This is a genomic window from Candidatus Krumholzibacteriia bacterium (assembly GCA_035649275.1).
GTDB lineage: Bacteria > Krumholzibacteriota > Krumholzibacteriia.
The window spans coordinates 18,203-32,776 of sequence record DASRJW010000037.1; the positions used below are offsets into that span (position 1 = coordinate 18,203).

The following is a 14,574-nucleotide window of genomic DNA, read 5'->3' on the forward strand; positions in this document are numbered from 1 at the left end:
TTCCACGCTGTCTCGAACCGCATGCTGTGAAGGCCAGCGTCGCTCGGCGACCGGGGCGCTGGCCTCGTTCCGCCCCCCCTCGGCACAGTCCACTGCGGCCGTGGTCGCCCTTGTCCTCATAAACCGAGAGCGAACTGCAACGACCAAATCGGTGCTCGCTCGTATCGCGCCCAGGTCGATCTCTCGGGCCCGGTCGTGTACACCTCGTCCTCGCCGAACAGATTCCTGACCGAGAGCTTGCCTTCCCAACGGGAGAGGAATCCCTGGGTGAGCGCGATCTCGAGCAGATCGCGGGATTCCTCGTAGACGTCCTCGTCACGTGTGTCACCCACGGCGTCGAGCCGCCGGCCCACTTTGCCGTACAGGACGTTGACGGACGTCCGTGTGCGCGGCTCGGAGTAGAGCAGCGAAACGTTCACCGACCAGGGGGATTGCCCCTGCATGACCCGTGTCTGCTGCGTGATGACGGGGTTGCCGGAAGGGTCCGTGCGCGAATCGGTGTACTCGATCTCGGACCAGATCCGGGTGTAGTTGCCGGTGACGGAGAAAGGCGCGAAGGCCGAACCGAAGGATCCGAGCCCCTTGCGCGCCTCGAGCTCGAACCCGTAGTTCTTGCCTTCGGGTGAATTGAACCAGGTACGAACGAAGCGCTCCGGAGAAGGAATCAGCTGCTCCTCGATGGCATCTTCCAGCTGCTTGTAGAAGAAGCTGCCCGCCAAGACCTCGCCCACCTGCGGGAAGAACTCCAGCCGCACGTCGTAGTTGTCGATGAGGGCTCGGCGCAGATTGGGATTCCCCTGCACGTTCTGCTCGTTGTCGAAGTCGTAATAGAGCACGTCCGCCAGCTCCCGGAACTCCGGGCGGTTCACCGAGCGTCCATAGGCCAGTCTGAGATTCGCTTCTTCCGTGGCGATCCAGGTCAGGTTCACCGAGGGCAGCCAATCGGTGTTCACGACCTTCGCGACCGTGAGATTCGTGCTGCCACTTTCCGGCTTGCTGCGCACCTCGATGTCCGAGTCTTCAACGCGGACGCCGCCGGCCAAGCGCAGGTTCTGTCCACCGAGAGTCTGGGGGCGGTCGACCATGCCGTAGGCCGCCCCCAGCTTGTGCTCGCCGTCATACGCGCCCGTGAAGGTGGTGATGGGGATGAACTGGAACTTGCCGGCACCGTAGTGGCTCGGGTCGAAGATCGTCTGGATCGGCTGCACGAGATACCCGTAGTTCTCCGGCGCGAGCCGCGACGGGTCGCTCGAATAGGCGTCGATGCCGTAGGTGCGGGTACGCCGATCCAGCAGACCGCCGGTCTTGAGCTTCGTCCCGCCGAACGGCAGGGTGAAGTCGGCCCCACCGCCCGTGGCTTCCTCGTCCAGGTCGGCCCACGTGCGGTAGTTGTTCTTGAGGGCGCTTCCCCCGGGCCTCAGCTCGTACTCCACTTCCTTGCGATTCGGCTCCTCCGCCTTGGATCGCGAGTAGTGCACCCGCCACTCCCCCAGCAGTCCGTGGAGCGACGGGATCTTGTGCTCCCCACCGAACTGCCCGAGGTAGAAGCTGCGCTGGTCCCATTCCGTGGTCTGTTTGTTCTGGAACTCACCGCTCGCGGGCAGGCCCGAGGAAAGGTTGATCTTTTCCTCGGCGGACTGATTGAAGTTGTTCTTGAAACTGAACTTGTGCAGGCCGCGCAGCTTGTAGTTGAGGTTGAGGAGTCCACCCCAGAGGACGAACCGCTGATAGCGTGTGCCCTCGAACGAGAAGAGTGGCACTCCCTGGTAGCTGGGACGCTGCTCGAAGTTGCTGGTCAGATAGCCGTTGCGGTAGGAGATGGCGCCGACGTAGCCCACCTCGTCGCTGCCCAAAGCGAAGCGATCGCCGTACGAAGCGTTGACGACCGAGTTGACCGGCGCCTTGCCGTCCGTCAGCGCCCAGTCGTTGGGGAGAACGCTGGCGAGCGCGTTGCCCTGCACAGGCGGTTCAGGCAACGCCCGGCTGCCGTCGTCGATCCCGAGCCAGTCATGACCGCCGCCGGCGGAATACCGCTTCGGCCGCGTGGTCGTATCGACGTCCCACCCCAGCCCTGCCTGAACCCGACCGGTCCGCTGGGTGGGGAAATCGAGGGTGTTGACCTGCACGAGACCGCCGCTGAAGTCCCCCGGCAGGTCGGGGGTGGCGGTTTTGACCACCACGGTGTTCTCGAGTAGGTTAGCCGGCACGAGATCGAAGGAGAAGCTCTTGCGGTCGACGTCGGTGTCGGTGCTGGTGACGCTGACGCCGTCGAGCGACGTGCTGTTGTAGCGATCCGTCACCCCACGCACGAAGACGAACTTGTTGTCGACGATGGAGACGCCGGTGACGCGCTTGAGCGCGTCCCCGGAGGTGGCGTCGGGCGAACGCTTGATCTGCTCGGCGCTCACGGCATCGCCGATGGTGGCCGCCTTCTGCCGTTCCGAGAGCACCGCGGCTTCGGTGGAAAGGACGCGCTGGGCCGAGACCACGACTTCTTCCTTCGCCTCTTCGACCTCCTCGCCCAGCGACACGTCGTACTGCACCGTTTCCCCGGCCTTGACGATCACGCCTTCGATGACCTTGGAGGTATAGCCGATGTAGGAGACGCGAAGCTGGTACGTCCCGGCCGGGACGTTGCGGATCGTGTACTTCCCTTCGACGTCGACGACGGCGCCCAGCGTCGTGCCCACCAGCAGCACGTTGGCGCCGATCAGTTCCTCGCCACTTTTCTGGTCGTGGACTTTCCCAGTCACCGTTCCCGTCTGCGCGAACGCGCGGCCTGGGAAGGGCAGCAGGATGGCGATCAGGGCGACCATGGCATACCTGCTCATGAGGGGCGCCACCCCTCGTCATGACGTGCCGATTCCAGGATCATTTCGCCGCAGGTCCATTTTCGGACATCACGGATTAACATGGCGTTAAATTCCCCTCATATGTTCGCCAGTAACGAATCCTTGGATCACACGGATGAACATGGCGTTAGATTCCCCTCATGCGTTCGTCGGGTACGGTCCTTGGATCGCGCACAGACGTGCAAGATCCCGCAGGAACCACCGGAAAATTTGACCAGGGGCGGCACGACAGAGGCAGCACGATCAGTTGTACTGGGCCAGCAGGTCCAACCCCTTTTTCGCGAGCTTGTTGTCGGGGTGCTGCTGGAGTACGACCTCGTAGTCGCGCTTCGCCTCTGCCTTGCGGTTGAGGGACACGAGCGCCTGTGCCCGGTACAGGCGCATCTCGACGTCGGATGGATCCAGGTCGAGCACGCGGTCGAGGTTGGGGACGGCTTGAGCCCAGTCCTTGTCCAGGAGGTCACCGACACTCAGATAACGGTAGGCCTGCAACAGCTCCTGCCGGTATTCCGTTTCCTGTCCGCTCGCCAGCCGAATCACCGCGCCGTAGGTGCGCCGCGCGGCACGCGTCGAATCCTGCAACACGTAGTTGGTGGCGAGAGAGTACTGAGCTGCGACGAACTCCGGACGCAGGAGCACCGCACGCCGCAGGGCCAGGCGGCTGGCTTCGTAGTCCTTGAGCTGCTGCCGGCACAGGGCGACATTCACCAGCGCACTGACCGAAGTCGAGTCCTGGGCGAGCTTGCGTTCGTAGCACTGCGCCGCCTGGGGCCAGCGTTTGAGGCGCATGAACGCCGATGCCGGCTCGGCCCAGTCCACGGACGAGGACGGTTCCTGCAGCGTACGCTCGAACCACGTCGCCGCCTGCGCATCGTCCTTCATGGCCAGGTGGCAGCGCCCCACCGCCACCGCGTCGGCTCCCTGCAGGGGCTGCACGGCATCGGCCTTCTGGTAGTACTCCAGGGCACGCGCGCACTGATCCGTGCCCGCGAGACCGCGGGCGGTCGCCAGGAGGGCCGGGGTCCAGTCGGCGCGGGTGCGCAGCACTTCGGCGCCCGCCGCGGCGAGCGCCGCGAGCTGGCTGGTGCCGGCGAGATCGTCGAGGTACTGGCTCACGACCTCGCTGTCCTCCGGGTGCCGCTGCACGTAGCCCGCGAGCGCTTTGGCCGACGCTCCCGGTTGCTTGGCCATGTGGTAGAGCTTGCCGAGCTGCAGCGCCGCCACGTCGTTCGCAGGATCCTGCCGTAGCACTTGTTGATAGTGCCGTCCCGCCTCCGCCCACCGGCGGTTGCGCTGGTCGATCTCCGCCAGACGCAGACGGGGCTCCACTTGCAACGAGTCCAATTGCAGCGAGCGTCGCAGCTGCTCCACACCCATCGCCTCGGCGCCCTGCTTGAGGTAGGCGTCGGCCAGGGCGGTGTAGACAGCCGGTTCCTCGGGTGCCGCCTCGCGAGCGAGCGTTAGGGTGCGGATGGCCTCGGAGAGGTCACCCCCTACGATTTGCGCTCGCCCCTTCTCGAGCAGTGCCTGACTCGAAGGGGTCTCGTCGCCGGCGCCGCGGCCCCAAACGGGAACGGCGATCACTGTGCAACAGAATATGGCGAGGGCAAGTGCGGGAAGGGACCTCATGATGTCTCTCCTCTCACTTCAGGTGCACGAGTCGCACCGGCATGGTGGCCGGCACGAGCCCGGCATCCAGAACCTGCTTCTGCCCAGGAGCACTGGCGAGGAATGCAGAGAATCCGGCAGCCAGGGACGATCGCTTGTTGAATAGGACGGTGATGGGGTAGTGGAATGGGTACAGCCCACCGTGCACGTTGGCTTGGTGCAGAGCGTGAACGACGGGATGCCCACTGGCGTCGAGGTCGGCAATCGCCAAACAGCGGACCGAACCGGCCGCGGCGGGGGCGACACCGTTCGCCCAACCCGGCTCGCCCGTCGCGGCAGCTGCCTGGATGCCCGCAGCACGAGCTCTCCACGCGGCGACCGAGACGACTCCCAGCGCACCGGGCGAAGTGGCGACGGTCCGGAGCACCTCGCCCTGCGTGGCCTCGATCCGCGTCGGTTGCGGCACATCGAGACCGGGAAAGAACCGCGTTGCGAGCAGCTGCCAGGCGCCTGATTCGCGGTCGGTCAGCACCACGGTGATGGGGCCCGAGAGCCCCGCGGCCGGAAGGGCGCTCCAATCCCGCGTGCGGCCCGCGAGAAGGTCGCCGACTTGCTGCGTCGATACGCTCTCTAGATCGTTCGCCTTGTTGACGAGGAACGCGAGTGCATCCTCACCGATGTCGACGCGTTCGAGCTCCAGCGACGCGAGCGCAGCCTCTTCTTGCGCGTCCGGGGAGCGATCGACGACGACGAGAGCAGCGCTGCCAACGACGACGGCGGCGAAGGCCCGACGGGTCGAGACGGGTCGCACCGTCACCGCCGCCCGCGTGTACAGGCTGTTGAACAGCTCTGCTTGCCGGGCGAGAAGCGGCGCGTGCGCTTCCGAGACCGCGACCTCCAGCTGTCCCTGGGTCGGAGTTTCCCGCGCCTCCGGGTGGCACCCTGCCACGCCGTGCAGGGCGACGACCGCGGCGAGCCACGGACCCATGCTTCTGCCCTCAAGAATCGGCATCACGCTCCCACGACCTCGGTCGGCGCCGTCGCGACTTCAGGCGCGTCACGAAATAGCGATTGATACCCAGGAGCACGAGGACGGCGCCGAAAGCCGAGTCCAGCGTTCTCGAAGCACCGGATTGCCACAGACCCGTCAACAGCACGCCGCCGGCAGCGGCGCAGAGGAGCGCCACTCCGTACCCGACGTAGCGCGAGCTCCTCGACACCTCGATCGCGTTCAGCCCTCGAGGTGAAACGTGAACTTGACGGGAAACCATACGGCCACCGCTCCGGTGTTCATGAGCGCCGGTGTGAAAACCCATTGTTTGGCGGCGTCGATCACCGCTTGGTTGAACGCCTCGGAAGGCGTCTTGAGGATGACGACGTCCTTGACCTTGCCCTCTTTGTCGATCCACAGCTTGGCGAAGACCGAGCCTTCGATCCCGGACTGCTTCGCGGCGTCGGGATAGGCCGGCTCGACACGCGTCACGACCTGCGGCTCCTTTTCGATAGGCACGAAATCCGGCGGGGGTTCCTCCACCTGGATGTTGCCGACGTCCAGGTCTTGCTCGACCTCGGTACCCGTTCCAACGCCTGTGTCCACCACCGGCGCCGCCAGTTCCTCTTGCGTCGGAAACATCTGCTCCGGAGGGGCTTCCTCGTCGGCCACCGGCACCGGGACTCCGATGGTCGGTTTGACCTGCGCCGTGGGCAACGACACCGCCACCGCCGCTGGAGCATTGGCACTGGAGATGGAGGGCGGCGGTCCGAGCTCGCTGTACTTCATGACGCGGACGGTGCGCGTGGGCGGCTCCTCGCCCCCGAAGCGCCCCGCAGCCCACCAACCGCCGACGAGCAGGAAGTGCAGCAAACCGGCGGCAGCGAGAGCCCAAGCCATGTAACGATGCGCGACCAGCTTGAGCTCGCGCGCACCGTAGGCACTGCCGGTGATGAAGTCGATACTCATCGTCGTGCACCACTTTCCCCGCTCACGGACTCGCCGTGCCCTCGATCAGTTGCCGATCGAAATCCCTGAAGGGAGCCAGGCTGAAGCGGGTGATGCTGGCCAGGTTCAGTTCGTCCATGACATCGACCATCGATTTGTACGTGCTCGCGCGGTCCACCTTCACCAAGCAAATCAGTTTGGGATTCGCCGCCAAGCTCTGCACCAGCATCGGCCGCAGCTTCGGGAACTCGATGACCTGGGGCGGCTCGACGCCGAAATTCCAGTACAGCTGGTCCCCTTTGGCGACTCGCAGAGTCAGTAGATTCGATTCCGCCACCTCTACCGGCGTCTCGTCGCCGGGCATGTTGATCTCCATGGTCTGTGGCCGATTGAAGACCGTCGTCAACATGAAGAAGGTGATGAGAAGCATCACGACATCGACCATCGGTGTCATGTCGATGCGCACGTTGAGCCGCCGCCGGCCCTTGTGCAGCTTCTTGCCGTGCCGCGCCTGGCGCGGTGCACCGACATCGCTTCCCGCCATCGACCCTCCTCAGCCTTGCTCGAGCTCGGTGACCAGGTTGAAGCGCGTAATCTTCACTTTCTGCAACACATCCATCACGTCCTGGATGGGACCGTAGGGTGCGCCCTTGTCGCCCTTGAGAACCGTGCGCAATTTCGGATTGAGGCTGCGGGCGCGCATCAACAAGGTCGCGAGTTGTTCGGAGGTCTCGATGCGCACGCCGCCACTCAGCTGGTGCTCGGTGCCGAACAGCTCACCGCGCAGGCGCTGGGAGTCGACGTTGAGATACACGCGCTCATCCTTGCTCACGGTGATGGTGAGGACGTCGGACTCGGGAAGCTTGATGACCGAGTTCGACACGGGCAGCACGATCTCGGCCTCGGCAGGTGGCTTGAAATGCGTCGTCAACATGAAAAAGGTGAGTAACAACATGACCACGTCGACCATCGGAGTCATGTCGATGAAGATGCTGATCCGACCCTTCCGCTTCCGCACCACCCCTCCAATCAGTTCGCTAGAGATCCAGCCAGGGCCCCCCGCATCCTCTCTCCGGGTTGGTCCTGCAGTGACTTCTCCACCAAGGTCTGCACCATGGCGTAGTTGGCCGCCTCGTCGATCGTGTAGGTGAAGTCATCGATCCGAGTGAAAAAGTAGTTGTAGGCGATGATCCCGATGATCGCGACGAGCAAACCGCCGGCCGTGTTCACCAGGGCCTCGGAGATCCCCTGCGACAAGGCGATGGCGTCCGGAGCCCCCGAGTGGGCTAGGGCCTTGAAGGAACGGATCATGCCCAGCGTCGTACCCAGCAGCCCCACGAGGGTGGAGATCGAGGCGATGGTGGAGATCGACGACAGGTTCCGTTCGAGGAGCGGGACCTCCAGCATCATCGACTCCTGCATCGCGGACTGTACTTCTTGCTGCACCAGCTTCGGGTCGTTCGTCGAGGCACGCATCAGCCGAAACTTCTCCAGTCCCGCGCGCATGATGTTGGCGCAGGAACCACGCTGCGTTTGGCAGGCCTGGATCGCCGCGTCGATTTCCATGGCTTCGACGTGCTTCTGGATGCGCTTCAGGAAGAGGCTCAGCGGTCCACTCCCGCGAGCTCGTTGCAGCGCCAGGAGGCGCTCGATGATGAAGGCGACGACCATGATGGATAGCGTCATCAGGACGATGACGAGCTGCCCACCCGCCTTGATGTAATCCGGCAGCAGAAGACTATAGATGATGCTCGAGATCACCAGTGCGGCGATCAGGATGAGTGCTATGAACAGCCCCGGTCTCAAGGTCGTCTCCTTACATTCTGGGGTCGTGCATGACTCTGCTACGCCCTGTGGTGCCCGGTAATGCTCTGAGAAAACACTAGCAGCGCGTGATTAGGATTGTGTGTTGGAGGTATGATGGTTCCGTCATCCGCTGCGGTGAACACGATCTTTACAAATGCGCCGCCGGAGGGATCACCGCGATCCTCTGCAGCTCTGGTGAGCACCAAAGACTTCAGTCAGGCCGGCAATGAAAATGCCGGTGAATCGAGGCTCGGCCTCGCGACGGAAAATCGTTCGGGTGGTACTTAGGTGGGCAAGGTTGTCGCAGTGGGGGTGCACCGTTGAGGAGGGGTGGTCCATGCTCGGTGTGCAACCATGCTGTGAGGACCACCCCTACCCGTTCCGCCACTCCTGAACGACGACTCGAGAGGGCAGTGTAGACGAGGTCTGCGAAGATCCCGTGATCCAGACTTCAAGATTTGGAGAAATCGGCGCATTTTCGTGCGACCGCAGGGCGGCTCATCGGCGTAGCGGGACCCTTGCGCGCCCTTCACATGGACTTCATCGGCGCGCGGTAAGCTTTCGAGCAGCCCCCACAACCGAAGGTCTCTCCGTGACCAAGAACTGGATGCGTCAGCTCGCCGAGCACTACGAACGTACGCGCCGCCTCCACCCGGAGCAGGACCTCCTGGTCCTCTTCGACATCGACGGCACCATCGTCGACGTGCGCCAGATGATCCTCTCCGTGCTGCATGGCTACGACCGTGCCCACCAGAGCCGCTGGTTCCGCGCCCTGCGACCCGACCAGGTCCCGGGCCACGAAAAGGATGTGGGGCGCCTCTTCGAGTCGCTGCGGCTTTCCCCCCAGACGGTGGAATCGGTGCTCGCCTGGTACGAGGCGCAGCGCTGGTCGGCGCGCTCGCTCCTGGAAGCGCATCGGCCCTATCACGGGGTGCTCGAGGTGATCCGCTGGTTCCAGCTCCAGCCTCGTACCTCGGTGGGGATCAACAGCGGCAGGGCGGAGTCCTTGCGGCACGAGACGCTGCGCATCCTCAACAGTCTGGGGCGCGAATACCGGGTGCCGTTCGCCTCGAGCCTGCTGCACATGAATCCCGAAGGCGAGCGCCAGGACGTTGCGGAAGCCAAGGTCGAGGGTGTGCGTCACTTCCAGGAACGCGGCTACCACGTGGTGGCCTTCGTCGACGACGAGGCGGAGAACCTGCGGGCCGTGGCTCAGGCCGACCCGAACGGCGACATCCTGCTCTTGCACGCCGCCACCATCTTCGCTTCGCGGCGGACGCGCGTGCCCGCCCGGGCGGTACGCGGCGATTCCTACGATCTCACCGAGCTCATCGGCGAGCAGTCTCTGCCCCAGCACATCCAATTCGTCTGGCGCGGCGTCAACGACGAAGCCAACCTGCGCCAGTTCCTCGGCTCCCACATCCACTGGGCCGAGTTGGACGTGCAGCTCGACCCGGCGAGCCGCGGCCTGGTGCTGCGCCAGGACTCGCTCCTGGAACGTCCGCTCGAGGACAACGAGGAACTCCTCGGCCTGGACCACGTCCTGGCGGTGTTACGGGACCACGGCAGCGGCGTCGTGCTCGACCTGCGACCTGGGCTCGCCTGCGTTGCGGACGTCCTCCAGTCGGTGGATCGCCATGGATTCGAGGATCGGCAACTCTGGTTCCGCGGTGATCTGGAAACGGTACAGCAGGAAGGCTTCGAGGAGATCGTGCGCCAGCGCCCGGAGGCCACTGTCGAATGCCCCATCGATTTCCTGGCGCCGCTCATCCAGGCGGCGCCGGCGCAAGCGAAGGGAATCCTGGACATGCTGCACGACTGGGGGATCAATCGCTACGGCATCCGCTGGGCGACGCCGGCTTCGCGCCTCGTTTTCGACCGGATGGATGAATGGGGCTTCCGGGTGAACATCGACGCCGTGCACGGCCTGGAGGGCTTCCTGCAAGCAGCCTTGCTGTTGCCGCGGGCCATCACCTCGGACTTCAATTTCCCGAAATGGCACTACTTTGGATTGGGTGCCGGCGGTCCGAAGCAGGGGCGGCGTTACTTCGAGGGGGAAAACCCGCTGCGACAGGCGTGAGGCTTCCTCGAAGGCGCGACTCGAGGCGCGCGATTCTCTTTCCGGCGTGTTGACACTCTGCTTCGTGGCTGCCACACTGCGCGCCGCCGCGACACTTCCCTGAATCATTGCTTAACGTCAAGTTAACACAATCCTAACCATTTCATCACTTGTTCCACCGCCCCGACTGGTATCAGATTGGCTTCTCCCGAGCCGCGGCGTGGGGCTCATGCCTGCATGCAGGCGGCATCTCGCCTGCGGACGGGCATGGCGGTGGGGCCTTCGGAGGACTCCGAGGACGTCCCTCCGGTTCTGGATGCGGCAGCCCTGACGACGCTCATTCGGATCCGAGGAGAGGCGCGGATGCCACGGGTCGTGTTGGGGTTGCTCCGTCACGGCGCATACGACCAGCCTCCGAACATCCCCAGTGCACACCTTCCCTATCCGCTGTCGGAAAGCGGCCGGGCGCAGTCGCGCGCCGCCGCCGCGGCGGTGCTGCAACAAGCCGCGGCGGAGCACTGGGAGATCGAGCCGGTCATCGACAGCTCGCGCCTCCTGCGCGCCTGGGAGACCGCGACCCTCCTGGCGCAGGAGCTCCAGACGCAGCTGCACCGCCAGTTTCGGGTCACGGAGTTCGAGGCCCTGGCGGAGCGGAGCCTGGGCGCCGCGGCGAATCTCACGGTGGAGCAGATCGCTGCCGTGCTGCAGGAGGATCCGCGCTGCGAACCGCTGCCCGCCGATTGGCAGCGCAACGCCTTCTATCGGCTCCCGCTCCAGGGCGCCGAGTCGCTCGTCCAGGCCGGTGAGCGTGTGGCGCTCTTCCTCGAGGAGCGCGCCGCGGACCTGGTGGGACGGGCCTCCCGGGACGTCCTCAAGCTCGTGGTCGGCCATGGCGGCTCCTTCCGCTTCGCTGCAGTGCGCCTCGGCGTCCTGCGCCCCGAGGAGGCGGCGGGCTTGTCCATGCACCATGCCTCACCGGTCTATTTGGAACGGCGCGACGCCTTCACCTGGGTGCACGTGGCCGGCGCTTGGAAGGAACGAGCGCCCGCAGCGGCGCGAGGCGACTGAGTCGTCTCGAGAAGGGCCTTGGATGCACGAAGCCAGAGACACTGCGGCGCTCCTGCCCGAGTACCGGGGCCTGGAGCTCCTGGGCGGTACCTTGCCGCGGGAACGCGAGGGGTGGCCGAAATTCGCCACCCGCCGCACCATGGACGCGTCGGGTGACTTCTACGATCTGGCTCTGGAAGAAGTGGTGGAGTACGCCGACGGCATGGTCTGGAACTGGCCGCAGCGCACGCACTTCTTCCTCTGCGACATGCATGCCGATGCGGAGGCCTTCTTCCGCTCCCTCCTGGCCACCGGGGGCGTGGTGAAGGCAGGCCGGGACGATAGCGACTTCGAGCTCACCGCCGAGGGCCGCGAGGCTCGTTTCGTCATCGGCGGCGACTGCTTCGACAAGGGCCCGAGCAACCTGCGTCTGCTCCGCGCCCTCGCGGCGCTCCGGAACAGCGGTGCCGAGGTGGAGATCCTGGCGGGCAACCACGACGTGCGCGCCCTGGTGGGACTGGAGTACTTGGGGCGCAAGGAGCCCCGGCTCGCCCATCTCTTCGTCCGCATGGGCAAGAAATCCATCCCCCTCTTCAAAGAGATCTACGACGCCTATCTCGCCGGCGGCAATGGCCAGCGGCGCCATAGCGAGGACGAGTTGCGCGCCCTGCTCTTCCCGGACCCGAGCTGGTACGCCGACTTCCCGGACGCCGTGCGTGGCGTCGTGCTGGAGAAGCGCATCAAGAACGAGCTCGTCCGCATCCGCGAGAAGGTCCAGGAGATGGAGGACAGCCGCCAGTCCATGGGAATGAATCTGGGAATGATCTATGCCGCGGCGGAGCAGGCGCGCCAGCTCTTCCGCACTCCCGGCGGCGAGTTCCACTGGTTCTTCGAGGAGATGACCCTGGCGCGCCGCGAAGGCTCCTTGCTCTTCATCCACGCCGGCGTCGACAACCTCGTGGCGGCGCAGCTGGAGCGCGAGGGCGTCGGTGCCTTGAACGCGGACTTCCGCCGTCTGATGCGCGAGGATCTCTTCGAGCTCTATCACGGCCCGGTGGGGAACACCTTCAGGACCAAGTATCGCGACAGCGACCTGCCGTTCAGCGGCCGGGGAGGCCGCGACCTGCGCCGCGCCGGTATCTTCGCCATCGTCCACGGTCACCGCAACATCCCCCGCGGGCAACGCGTCGTGCTGCGCCGTCGCATCTTGAACTTCGAGTGCGACGCGACGGTGGACGCGAATACACGCAAGTTGCTCGGTCTGCAGGGCGTGGGTGGCGCCGCCACCATCATCAGCCCCGGCGGGACAATCACGGGGATCAGCACGGACTACCCCTACGCGAAGACGTTCGACATCCGAATGCTCGCGTGAGCGAGGGTGGAGGGAGGAGCCACACCAAGGCTCCAGAAAGGGAGGAAGGGTCATGGAACAAGCAGTGGTCGCCAAGGACCGTATGCACAACGGCGAGTTTGAAAAGAGCGAAGTGAAGTTCGAGAACAACCTGCCCCTGGCGGAGGCGGTCTCGTACTTCGAAGCCGTGGTCGCCGGGCTCCGGCAGGGCAGCATCAACGTGCGGCATGGCGACAAGGACGTGACCTTGAAGCCGACGCAGACCGTGGACATCGAGGTCAAAGCAGTGCGCAAGAAGAAGAAGGAAGGAATCACCTTCGAGATCTTCTGGCGCATTCCCGAGTCGGAGCTGTCGATCTCCTCGCAGTAGGAGGAAGGGGCCGGAGGCGCACCCATGGGCAAGGACGAGAAGGAGTTCGAGCACGAATCGCTGCAAAGCAAGCGTTCCGTCATTGCCTATCTGGCGGCGCTGCAGGAGGGTTTCGAGAGCGGCAGGCTGGTCATCGGCGATCCGGAAGGACGGATCGAGCTGAAACCCAATGGTTTGGTTCGCCTGTCGGTGGAGGTCCTGCAGCGCCGCGATCGGGTGCGCTTGGAGCTGCGCTTCGAGTGGAAGAATGGTCAGGACCGCGCTCGGGCCTGGCCGCTGACGCTGAAGGGAGGCGGCGATGAAGGCTGAGAAGTCGAGCCCGGACGCGCTCGCGCTGCCCATCCAGCTCGACGGCCTCGACGAGAACCTCCGCTTCCTGGTGCACGAGGTGCGCAAGCAACTGCAGGCGACGGCCGAGTTCCTGCAGGCGCCGACGCCGAAGCACTTCGAAGGGCTGCTGTCCAAGGACGACTACATCGACAATCTCAAGGACGTGATCCTGAGGAAGTGCTTCTCTCTCGTCCCCCGCTCCGAGGCAGGCGCCGGTCCCACCGTCGCCTTCCTCAAGGCGGTGGACGTGGTGACCGTGAACCTGGAGCGCATCGCGGACTTCTGCGAGAACATCGTCGGGCAAACCCGCTACATCCAGCACCCCATCCTGGCCCGGCAGAACCTGCGTCCTTTCTTCGACGCCATCCTGGATGCGGTCGACCGCATCGCCGAAGCCATCCTGCGCCGCGATATGCGGCAAGCCCTGGAGATCTGCCGCGCCGAACACGTCACCGACCTGCTGTACGCCGCCGAGCTGCGCCGGCTCCTGCACGAGCTCGAGTCGGGCAAGGACACCCAGAGCCTGGTGACTTGCATCTTCATCTATCGCTACTTGGAGCGGATGGGAGATTCATTGCTCAACATCGGCGAAGCCATCCTCTCCGCCGCCCTGGGTGAACGCATCCGCATCGACCAATGGAAGACACTGGAGGAGATGCTCGGAGCCTCCGGGTTGATGCAGACCGTGGAGGACCTGGAGCTCGAGCCCATGGCGGAGACGCGCTCCGGGTGCAAGGTGGGACGGGTGCGCACCCATGCCTTCCGCGACGAAGATCGCTGGGTAGTGTTCAAGGAAGGGCGGCGCGACAAGCTCCTGGCCGAGAAGAACGCCACCATGCGCTGGCAAGAGATCATCCCTGGACTGGCGCCGCGGATCCATGCCTTCAACGACAACGGCCCCACCGGTTCCATCCTCTTCGAATACATCCCGGGGCACACCTTCGAAGAATACCTGCTGCGCGGCGACTCACGCGGCATCCAGGATGCCTTGGCCTCGCTCTGCAAGACCTTGTCCCAGGTCTGGGAGAAGACCCGGGTCGAGTCACCGGTGACGCCGCACTTCGTGCAACAGCTGGCCGAGCGGCTCGGCGACGTCTATGCCCTGCATCCGGGCTTTCGCGCCGCCAATGCCGGCTTCGGGCGCCTCGCCCTCCCCTCCTTCGATGCGCTGGTGCAGCAGGCCCGCGACTTGGACGCCCAGCTCAGCTGTCC

At 64.8% G+C, this 14,574-nt stretch carries 14 protein-coding genes; 6 read left to right on the top strand and 8 right to left on the bottom strand.

Annotated features, from left to right (window positions below; translation table 11 throughout):
• Positions 1-116: 116 nt before the first annotated feature.
• The 8 genes from VFE28_03985 to VFE28_04020 form a co-directional block, all read right to left on the bottom strand.
• Positions 117-2,831, bottom strand: coding sequence for a TonB-dependent receptor (locus tag VFE28_03985; GenBank protein ID HZM15140.1), 2,715 nt, complete (start codon positions 2,829-2,831; stop codon positions 117-119).
• Between the two features lie 264 nt (positions 2,832-3,095).
• Positions 3,096-4,481, bottom strand: a complete 1,386-nt coding sequence (locus tag VFE28_03990) for a tetratricopeptide repeat protein (protein HZM15141.1) — start codon at positions 4,479-4,481, stop codon at positions 3,096-3,098.
• Positions 4,482-4,494: 13 nt separating this feature from the next.
• Positions 4,495-5,448 carry a substrate-binding domain-containing protein gene (locus VFE28_03995; protein HZM15142.1) on the bottom strand — a complete coding sequence of 318 codons (954 nt, stop codon included), beginning with the start codon at positions 5,446-5,448 and terminating at the stop codon, positions 4,495-4,497.
• Between the two features lie 10 nt (positions 5,449-5,458).
• The gene (locus tag VFE28_04000; protein ID HZM15143.1) at positions 5,459-5,680 is read right to left on the bottom strand and encodes a hypothetical protein; all 222 of its coding nucleotides are present in this window, start codon (positions 5,678-5,680) and stop codon (positions 5,459-5,461) included.
• An 11-nt stretch (positions 5,681-5,691) separates the two neighbouring features.
• Entirely contained in the window at positions 5,692-6,420 is a 729-nt protein-coding gene (locus VFE28_04005) for a TonB family protein (protein HZM15144.1), read from the bottom strand.
• A gap of 22 nt (positions 6,421-6,442) precedes the next feature.
• Positions 6,443-6,943 (bottom strand): biopolymer transporter ExbD, encoded by a 501-nt coding sequence (locus VFE28_04010; GenBank protein ID HZM15145.1) that lies wholly within the window; start codon positions 6,941-6,943, stop codon positions 6,443-6,445.
• A gap of 9 nt (positions 6,944-6,952) precedes the next feature.
• The gene (locus tag VFE28_04015) at positions 6,953-7,417 is read right to left on the bottom strand and encodes a biopolymer transporter ExbD (GenBank protein ID HZM15146.1); all 465 of its coding nucleotides are present in this window, start codon (positions 7,415-7,417) and stop codon (positions 6,953-6,955) included.
• An 11-nt stretch (positions 7,418-7,428) separates the two neighbouring features.
• Positions 7,429-8,205: a MotA/TolQ/ExbB proton channel family protein gene (locus tag VFE28_04020; GenBank protein ID HZM15147.1), complete on the bottom strand. Its 777-nt coding sequence runs from the start codon at positions 8,203-8,205 to the stop codon at positions 7,429-7,431.
• 592 nt (positions 8,206-8,797) lie between these two features.
• Here VFE28_04020 and VFE28_04025 point away from each other — a divergent pair.
• From VFE28_04025 to VFE28_04050, 6 genes are all read left to right on the top strand, one after another.
• A complete protein-coding gene (locus VFE28_04025) occupies positions 8,798-10,285 on the top strand; it encodes an HAD family hydrolase (GenBank protein HZM15148.1) in 1,488 nt (495 codons plus the stop codon).
• 342 nt (positions 10,286-10,627) lie between these two features.
• Positions 10,628-11,332 carry a histidine phosphatase family protein gene (locus tag VFE28_04030; GenBank protein ID HZM15149.1) on the top strand — a complete coding sequence of 235 codons (705 nt, stop codon included), beginning with the start codon at positions 10,628-10,630 and terminating at the stop codon, positions 11,330-11,332.
• Positions 11,333-11,354: 22 nt separating this feature from the next.
• Entirely contained in the window at positions 11,355-12,683 is a 1,329-nt protein-coding gene (locus tag VFE28_04035; protein ID HZM15150.1) for a metallophosphoesterase, read from the top strand.
• A gap of 52 nt (positions 12,684-12,735) precedes the next feature.
• A complete protein-coding gene (locus tag VFE28_04040; GenBank protein ID HZM15151.1) occupies positions 12,736-13,032 on the top strand; it encodes an amphi-Trp domain-containing protein in 297 nt (98 codons plus the stop codon).
• A 24-nt stretch (positions 13,033-13,056) separates the two neighbouring features.
• Entirely contained in the window at positions 13,057-13,341 is a 285-nt protein-coding gene (locus tag VFE28_04045; protein HZM15152.1) for an amphi-Trp domain-containing protein, read from the top strand.
• On the top strand, positions 13,331-14,574 hold a 1,244-nt coding region (locus VFE28_04050), incomplete at its 3' end, for a phosphate uptake regulator PhoU (protein ID HZM15153.1). The genes VFE28_04045 and VFE28_04050, both read left to right, overlap by 11 nt.

Bases quoted from the DNA above. Each gene is read 5' to 3' on its own strand.
- VFE28_04010 (HZM15145.1), bottom strand. From the start codon at position 6,943: ATGGCGGGAAGCGATGTCGGTGCACCGCGCCAGGCGCGGCACGGCAAG.
- VFE28_04030 (HZM15149.1), top strand. From the start codon at position 10,628: ATGCCACGGGTCGTGTTGGGGTTGCTCCGTCACGGCGCATACGACCAG.
- VFE28_04035 (HZM15150.1), top strand. From the start codon at position 11,355: ATGCACGAAGCCAGAGACACTGCGGCGCTCCTGCCCGAGTACCGGGGC.
- VFE28_03990 (HZM15141.1), bottom strand. From the start codon at position 4,481: ATGAGGTCCCTTCCCGCACTTGCCCTCGCCATATTCTGTTGCACAGTG.
- VFE28_04040 (HZM15151.1), top strand. From the start codon at position 12,736: ATGGAACAAGCAGTGGTCGCCAAGGACCGTATGCACAACGGCGAGTTT.
- VFE28_03995 (HZM15142.1), bottom strand. From the start codon at position 5,448: ATGGGTCCGTGGCTCGCCGCGGTCGTCGCCCTGCACGGCGTGGCAGGG.
- VFE28_03985 (HZM15140.1), bottom strand. From the start codon at position 2,831: ATGAGCAGGTATGCCATGGTCGCCCTGATCGCCATCCTGCTGCCCTTC.
- VFE28_04045 (HZM15152.1), top strand. From the start codon at position 13,057: ATGGGCAAGGACGAGAAGGAGTTCGAGCACGAATCGCTGCAAAGCAAG.
- VFE28_04005 (HZM15144.1), bottom strand. From the start codon at position 6,420: ATGAGTATCGACTTCATCACCGGCAGTGCCTACGGTGCGCGCGAGCTC.